8 protein-coding genes are annotated in these 7,190 nt (G+C 74.3%); 4 read left to right on the top strand and 4 right to left on the bottom strand.

Translation table 11 applies throughout. The annotated features are described in order from the left end of the window. A partial coding sequence (locus ACWCSD_RS43815) for a LysR family transcriptional regulator (RefSeq protein ID WP_449924132.1) occupies positions 1-751 on the bottom strand: 751 nt, incomplete at its 3' end. Between the two features lie 101 nt (positions 752-852). Between ACWCSD_RS43815 and ACWCSD_RS43820 the strand changes: the two genes are divergently transcribed. Together ACWCSD_RS43820 and ACWCSD_RS43825 are read left to right on the top strand one after the other, a co-directional pair. Then, on the top strand, positions 853-1,311 hold the full coding sequence (locus tag ACWCSD_RS43820; RefSeq protein WP_397162711.1) for a nuclear transport factor 2 family protein: 459 nt from the start codon (positions 853-855) through the stop codon (positions 1,309-1,311). Next, positions 1,308-1,826, top strand: a complete 519-nt coding sequence (locus tag ACWCSD_RS43825; protein ID WP_397162710.1) for a YceI family protein — start codon at positions 1,308-1,310, stop codon at positions 1,824-1,826. The genes ACWCSD_RS43820 and ACWCSD_RS43825 overlap by 4 nt, the downstream gene beginning before the upstream one ends. Positions 1,827-1,851: 25 nt before the next feature. On the opposite strand, the gene ACWCSD_RS43830 is transcribed toward ACWCSD_RS43825, so the two are convergent. Together ACWCSD_RS43830 and ACWCSD_RS43835 are read right to left on the bottom strand one after the other, a co-directional pair. Then, positions 1,852-2,280: a VOC family protein gene (locus tag ACWCSD_RS43830; protein WP_387682718.1), complete on the bottom strand. Its 429-nt coding sequence runs from the start codon at positions 2,278-2,280 to the stop codon at positions 1,852-1,854. 194 nt (positions 2,281-2,474) lie between these two features. Beyond that, the gene (locus tag ACWCSD_RS43835) at positions 2,475-3,581 is read right to left on the bottom strand and encodes an epoxide hydrolase family protein (protein ID WP_449924136.1); all 1,107 of its coding nucleotides are present in this window, start codon (positions 3,579-3,581) and stop codon (positions 2,475-2,477) included. A 64-nt stretch (positions 3,582-3,645) separates the two neighbouring features. Between ACWCSD_RS43835 and ACWCSD_RS43840 the strand changes: the two genes are divergently transcribed. Continuing rightward, the gene (locus tag ACWCSD_RS43840; RefSeq protein ID WP_449924139.1) at positions 3,646-6,264 is read left to right on the top strand and encodes an ATP-binding protein; all 2,619 of its coding nucleotides are present in this window, start codon (positions 3,646-3,648) and stop codon (positions 6,262-6,264) included. Between the two features lie 87 nt (positions 6,265-6,351). Next, the gene (gene tsaA / locus ACWCSD_RS43845; RefSeq protein WP_449924142.1) at positions 6,352-6,756 is read left to right on the top strand and encodes a tRNA (N6-threonylcarbamoyladenosine(37)-N6)-methyltransferase TrmO; all 405 of its coding nucleotides are present in this window, start codon (positions 6,352-6,354) and stop codon (positions 6,754-6,756) included. A 20-nt stretch (positions 6,757-6,776) separates the two neighbouring features. On the opposite strand, the gene ACWCSD_RS43850 is transcribed toward tsaA, so the two are convergent. Next, on the bottom strand, positions 6,777-7,190 hold a 414-nt coding region (locus ACWCSD_RS43850), incomplete at its 5' end, for a LuxR C-terminal-related transcriptional regulator (protein WP_449924145.1).

A 7,190-nucleotide genomic window follows, 5' to 3' on the forward strand; every position in this document is an offset into this window, starting at 1 on the left:
GGTTGTAGCGGGCGGCGATCTCGCCCAGCGGATGGACGCACTGCCCGGCAGCGACCAGGGCCAGGATCTCGTGGAACGTCCGCGCGACGGGCCCGCGCGGGATGCGGCGGCCCAGCGGCGTGCGGGTGGGGACCATGGACGCCACCCAGTACTCAGGGGCGGCGGGGCCCAGGTCGACGACATGCTCGTCGGCCAGGTCCTCCAGCGACGCGCCGCCCCGCCCGGCGAGCGGATGCCCGGCCGACACCGCCAGCACCCGGCCGGTGACGAGCACGGTGGGGCCGACGGTGAGATCGGGTTCGGCCACCGGCAACCACAACACGTGCGCGTCGGCGTCCCCGGCGCGCAGGGCGGCGAACGGGTCGCCGCCGGTGACCTCGCTGAACCGGACCTCGGCGCCGGGATGACGGGCGCGGAAGGCGTCGACGAGCGGGCGCAGCTCGTAGCCGGCGTGGCCGAACACGCCCAGGCGCAGCGTGCGGCCCGCGCCCACCCCCGCGGCCTCGGCCCGGGCCAGCCCCTCCTGGAGCAGGTCGTAGGCCTGCCGCAGATCCTCGCGCAGGCGGCGGCCGACCGGCGTCAGGGCCACGCGCCGGCTGGTGCGGTCGAACAGCGCCACGCCGAGGCGCCGTTCCTGCCTGCTGATGGCCTGGCTGACGCGCGCCTGCGAGACGCGCAGCCGTTCGGCGGTACGGCCGAAGTGCAGTTCCTCGGCGAGCGTCAGGAAGATCTCGATGTCCCTCAGCTCCACGGATAACCCCCATGTTATGGATCGCCCCACGAACCCTACCTTGTTCGCCCTGCGACCTGCCTCGATGCTGGACGCACCACCTGAGCGAGGGGGAGATCCACATGACCGACCTGCAAGCCGTGGCCGACCGCGTCGAGATCGAGGCGCTGCGCGGCGAGCTCACCGACGCGGTGATGACCCGCGACTACGACCGCGTCGAATCCCTGTTCACGCCCGGCGGCGTCATGCGATGGCCGCACATCGGCAAGGAGTTCGCCGGCCGGGAGGCGATCCGCGCCGGGATCGAGTGGGGGCAGGGCCTCTGGGAGTTCTTCGTGCAGAACGTCCATCCGGGCGTCATCCGGATCGACGGCGACACCGCGACCGGCCGGGCCTACATCCACGAGTTCGGGCGCATGCGCGACGGCGGCTCCCACGCCAACCACGCCCTCTACCACGACCGCTACGAGCGCACCGGCGACGGCTGGAAGTTCGCCGAACGCGTCTACGAGGTCAGGTACCTCGACGCCAGCCCGCTGCCGGGCTCGGCCCCCACCGGCGACCAGGAGCGCCCGGCATGACGACCAGCCTTCGCGCCCTGACCGGCGACTACGTCCTCGACCAGGCCCGCACCCGGATCGGCTTCGTCGCCCGGCACACCGTCGGCCCCGCCGTACGCGGGCGGTTCGACCGGTTCGCGGGAACCGGCCACCTGGACGGCGACGACCCGTCCAGGTCGCGCATCGAGCTCACCGTCCAGGCGGGCAGCGTCCAGACCCGCAACCCGCAGCGCGACCGGTACCTGCGCGGCAAGTACCTCAAGGACGCCGACCACCCGGTGATCGCCTTCACCTCGAACCGGGTGGAGCGGACCGGTGAGACGGCCTTCCGGGTCACCGGGGACCTGAGCATCCGCGGCGTGCGCAACCCGATCACCCTGGAGCTGGAGCTGACCGGCGACGGGGACGGCCTCCGGCTCAAGGGCGGCGTCACGATCGACCGCACCGACTGGGGCGTGAAGTGGAACGCCGCCGCCGGACTCGTCGCCAGGAAGGTGGCGCTGGAGCTCGACCTCGCCGCGGTCCGGCGGCCCTAGCGGCACGGACGCACCGGCCGCCCGGTCACCCGCCGAGCTGCTGGGCCAGGCCGACGACGATGCCCTCCGGGCCGCGGACGTAGCACAGCAGGTAGCTGTCCTCGAACCGCTCCAGCGTGCCGACGAGCTCGGCGCCGTGCCGGCGCAGGCGGGCGATGACGTCCTCGACGTCGTCGACGGCGAACATGACCCGGCGGATGCCCAGCGTGTTCGCCGGCGGGTCCGCCGGCTCGGGACGGATCGGCTTCGGCGTGTGGAACATGGCCAGCTCGATCCCGCCGGCGCCGCCCGGGATGCGCAACATCGCGACCTCCTGCCGGACGCCGTCGAGTCCGATGACCCGCTCCGCCCAGCGCCCCTCGATCGGCCCCCTGCCCTCCAGCTCCATGCCGAGTTCGAGGAAGAACGCGATCACCGCGTCAAGGTCTTCCACGACGATGAGCACGTTGTCCATCCGCTGGATCGCCACGCCGGGCCTCCTTCGTCAGAAGCGGCCGCTCGCCGGCCGCCGATGTTCCCAGGACGGAGCCGGCGCCGCGTTCTCGACACGCCGCCGGCGCAATGCCGGTCCCACCTTGCCCCCCCGGGCGGGCCGCCCACCAGATGCGGATGTCATCAGGCGGGCCATGAATCCTTCAGGCCCGCCGGTCAGGCAGTCGCCAGAGGGCCGAAGAACGCCCGCACGTCCGCCACCAGCAGGTCCGGCACCTCCAGCGCCAGGTACGCGCCGCCGCGGTCGAGCTCGGTCCAGCGCCGGACGTCGGCGTCCCGCTCGGCGAAGCGGCGGATCGTCACGTCGTCCTTGGCCAGCAGCACGGCCGTGGGGACGGTCACCCGCGGCTTGGGGGCGTAGGCGCCCGGGTCGTGGCCGAGCTCGTAGTAGAGGTTGGCGACCGACCCCGCGGTCGCGGTGAACCACATGAGGCTCACGTCGGTCAGCACCCGGTCGCGGGAGAAGGCGTCCTCGGGCAGCTCGGCGCGGGAGTCGGTCCACTCCTTGAACTTCTCCACGATCCAGGCGAGCTGGCCCACGGGCGAGTCGGTCAGCCCGTAGGCGAGGGTCTGCGGGCGGGTCGACATGATCTGGTTGAACCCCAGGCCCTCCTGCATGAAGGTCTGCATGATGCCCAGGCGGCGCTGCTCGTCGGCGGTGAACTCGCCCTCGTCCGGTGAGGGGAAGGCGACCCAGGCGTTGACGTGCACGCCGGCCACCCGCTCGGGCGCCTGGCGAGCCAGCTCCAGGGCGAGGTTGGCGCCTCCGCCGCCGCCCTGCGCGCCGTACCGGTCGTAGCCGAGCCGGGACATCAGCTCGGCGAAGGCCGCCGCCGTGCGCGGGACCGTCCAGCCGGGCTCGGTGACGTAGCCGGACAGGCCGACCCCCGGACAGGACGGCACCACGAGATGGAAGTCGCGCGACAACTCGTCGAGCACGTCGAGGAAGCCGATCGTGCCGCCCGGGTTGTCGGGCAGGAGCAGCAGCGGCAGGGCGGTGCCGGAGCTCGACCTGATGTGGAAGAAGTGCACGTCCTGCCCGTCGATCTCGGTGACGAACTGCGGATGCTTGTTGTACTCGGCCTCCGCCGCGCGCCAGTCGAAGTCGTTGAGCCAGTAGTCGGCCAGGCCCTTGAGGTAGTCCAGGGGCACGCCGCGGCTCCAGCCCTGCCCGGCGATCTCCCGGGTCCACCGGGTGCGGCGCAGGCGTTCGTGCAGGTCATCGAGGTCGGCCTGAGGAATGTTCACGCTGTACGGCTTCATGTCGACAACGGTAGAGACCGCCCGAAAGATCAGCATGAGTCATCGCATAGGTAATGTCTGACCCATGTTGCGGGGGCGGGACCACGAGTTGACGATCATCGACGGACTGCTGGACGGCGCCCGGGAAGGGGCCAGCGGCGCCCTGGTCGTCCTGGGGGAGCCCGGCATCGGCAAGACCGCGCTGCTCGGCCACGCCGACGTGACCCACGCGCACGTCCTGCGGACGACGGGCATCGAGGCCGAGGCGGAGCTGCCGTTCAGCGCCCTGCACCTGCTGCTCAGGTCGGTGCTCGGCCGGCTGGAGCACGTCCCGGACCGGCAGGCGGCCGCCCTGCGCGGCGCCTTCGGGCTGGGCGAGAACGGCGCGGGGGACCGGTTCCTCATCGGGCTGGCGGTCCTGTCGCTGCTGTCGGAGCTGGCCGAGAACGGGCCGGTGGTCTGCCTGATCGACGACGCCCAGTGGCTGGACCACGCCTCGGCCGAGGCGCTGCTGATCGCGGCGCGCAGGCTGGCGGCCGAGGGCGTGGTCATGGTGTTCGCCGCGCGGCCGGGGTTCGAGGCCAAGGGGCTGCCCGTGCTGGAGCTGTCCGGCCTGGACGAGCCGGCGTCCGCCGCGCTGCTCGACTCCGCCGGCCCGGCCCTGCCCGACGCGGCCCGCCGCCGGATCCTCACCGAGGCGGCCGGCAACCCGCTGGCGCTCATCGAGCTGCACAAGTCGCACGGCCCCGCCGACGAGCCCTCGCTCACCGCCCGCCTGGAGGAGGCCTTCGCCGCCCAGGCCGACGGCCTGCCGGTCAGCGCCAAGGTCCTGCTCCAGGTCGCCGCCGTCGACGGGACGGGCGAGCCGGGCGTCGTCCTGGCCGCCGCCGGGACGCTGGGCAGCACGCCGGAGGACCTGGAGCACGTGCTCGCTGCCGGGCTGGTCGTCTGGGGCGAGGGCAAGCGGCTGGAGTTCCGCCATCCCCTTGTGCGCGCGGCCGTCCGGCAACGCACGCCGCTGGCCCGGCAGCTGACCGTGCACCACGCGCTCAGCCAGGCCCTGGACCGCGCCGCGGACGCCGACCGCAGCGCCTGGCACCTGGCCGCCGCCACGCTGGCCGCCGACGAGCGGGTCGCGGCCCGGCTGGAGTCGGCCGCCGACCGCGCGCGCTCCCGCAGCGGGTACGCGGCCGCCGCGGCGGCCTACGAGCGCGCCGCCGCGCTGAGCCCGGAGCTCGGGGACCGGGCGCGCAGGCTCACGCTCGCCGCCGAGGCGACCGAGTTCAGCGGCCGCTTCGACCGGGCCAGGACCCTGGCCGAGGACGCCGGCGATCCCGGCGCCGAGCTGACCTCCCGGCTGATCCGGGTGCGCGCCTGCTCCGACTACGGAGAAGGGCGTCTCGCCGGGGCGCACGCGATGTTGTCGGCGGGCGTCGACCACCTGGCGAGCACCGATCCGCGCTCGGCCGCCTGGCTGCTGCTCGACGCCGCGTCCATGATCTGGTTCGACGGCGACCGCGACATGGCCTGGCGCACCGCCGAGCAGCTCGACGCGCTCCAGGTGCCGCCGGACGACGAGGTCGTCCCAGTGCACCGGCTGTCGCGCTGGTTCATCGCCATGGCGCTCGGCCGGCCGGCCGACGGGCTGCCGCCCCTGGCCGAGGTGGTGGAGTCGGCCCGTGCCCTGGCGACGGCCGACCGCCGCGGGCTGCTGCTGATCGGCGGGCTGGGCCTGGCCGAGTACGACGCCCGCACCCACATGCTGGCCGCCGCGGCCACCGCCACGATCCGGGCCGAGGGCATGGTCGGCCTGCTGCCGCAGGCGCTGACGTTCCTCTCCCGCGTCGAGTACGCGCGCGGCCGGCACGCCGAGGCGCGCAGCCTGGCCACCGAGGCCGTGGCCATCTCCGCCGACACCGGCCAGCCCGCGTGGGCGCGCCAGGCCGCCGGGCTGCTGGACGGGTTCGCGGCCGTCCGCGGCGAGGCGCTCGACCCGGCCACCGCCCACCCGGGCGCGCTCGCCCTGCTGGACCTCGGCGCAGGACGGTCCGAGCAGGCCCTGCTCAGCCTGGAGTCGCTGGTCTACGGGCGCTCCCGCAACCGCATCGACGCCATGCACCACGTGCCCGACCTGGTCGAGGCCGCGCTGCGCAGCGGCAGGATCGCCCGGGCCGCGGAGCCGTTCGCCCGGCTGGAGTCGTGGGCGGCGACGCTGGGCCAGCGCTGGGCCGACGCCCTGGTGCTGCGCTGCCGGGCCCTGCTGGACACCACCGGCGACCCCGGCGCGCACTTCCGCGCCGCGCTGGCCGTGCACGAGCGGCCCTTCGACCGCGCGCGCACCGAACTGCTGTACGGGGAGTGGCTGCGCAGGGCCCGCCACACCGGCGAGGCCCAGGAGCGGTTGCGGGCCGCGCTGGAGGTGTTCGAACGGCTCGGCGCCGAACCCTGGGCCGAGCGGGCGTGTACCGAACTCGGCGCCACGGGCTGGAGCGCGCCCCGCCGCACCGGCGTGGACCGCTTCGCGCGGCTCACCCCGCAGGAACGGCAGATCGTGCAGCTGGCCGCCACCGGGCTGTCCAACAGGGACATCGCCGCGCACCTGTTCCTGAGCCCGCGCACGGTGGGCCAGCACCTGTACAAGGCCTTCCCCAAGCTGGGCGTCACCGCCCGCGGCCAGCTCGCCGGCCTCACGCTCGACGAGTGAGCCCGTGGCGGCCGCCGGCCCTCCGACGGGCTTCGGGCGATCGACGGTCTTGACCGGCGTCCCCGCACGGGGAAAGATCCAGGACTCGTGACCGAACCCACGCTGCGCCCGGTCGGGCGCGTCGAGTCAACGCTGACCGATCGCGCGGCGGCGCCCCGGCAGCCCGACGAGGGAGCCCCCGACGCCTGGCTGGTCTTCGACGACCGGTACGCCGCCGCCCTCGACGGCCTGACCCCGGGCACCGACGTGCTGCTGCTCACCTGGCTCGACCGGGCCGACCGCGACACCCTCGCCGTCCACCCGCGTGGCGACGCCGCCCGGCCGCTCACCGGCGTCTTCGCCACCCGCGCACCCGACCGGCCCAACCCGATCGGCCTGCACACCGTGCACATCCTGGCCGTCGAGGGCCGGCGGGTGCACGTCCGCAACCTGGAGGCGCTCGACGCGACCCCGATCCTCGACGTCAAGCCCCTGCTCACGCCCGACCGCTGACCGCGGCCGCCGTCCTGCCGCTAGCCCTGGTCGTCGGCGGTCGTCGTCGGGTGGGACAGGGGGCGGCCAGGACGGACGAGGCCGGCGTCGTACGACACCACCACCACCTGCGCCCGGCTGCTCAGCCCCAGCTTGGCCATCAGCCGGTTGAGATGCGTCTTGACCGTGCCCTCGCTGACCGACAGCCGCTCGGCGATCTCCTTGTTCGACAGCGCGTGCCCGACCAGCCGCAGCACCTCCGTCTCGCGCCCGGTGAGCCGGTCGAGGGAGGGGGAGGGAAGCGGGGCCGGTGGCTCGGTGAACGCCTCGATCAGCCGCCTGGTCGCGGCCGGGGCCAGCAGGATGTCGCCCGCCGCGACCGTGTAGTTGCCGCAGCCGCACTCCCCCGGCACGATCATGCCGCGGTCGCCCAGGCGGTAGCGGATCAGCGGCAT

The organism is Nonomuraea sp. NPDC001684, from assembly GCF_053596515.1.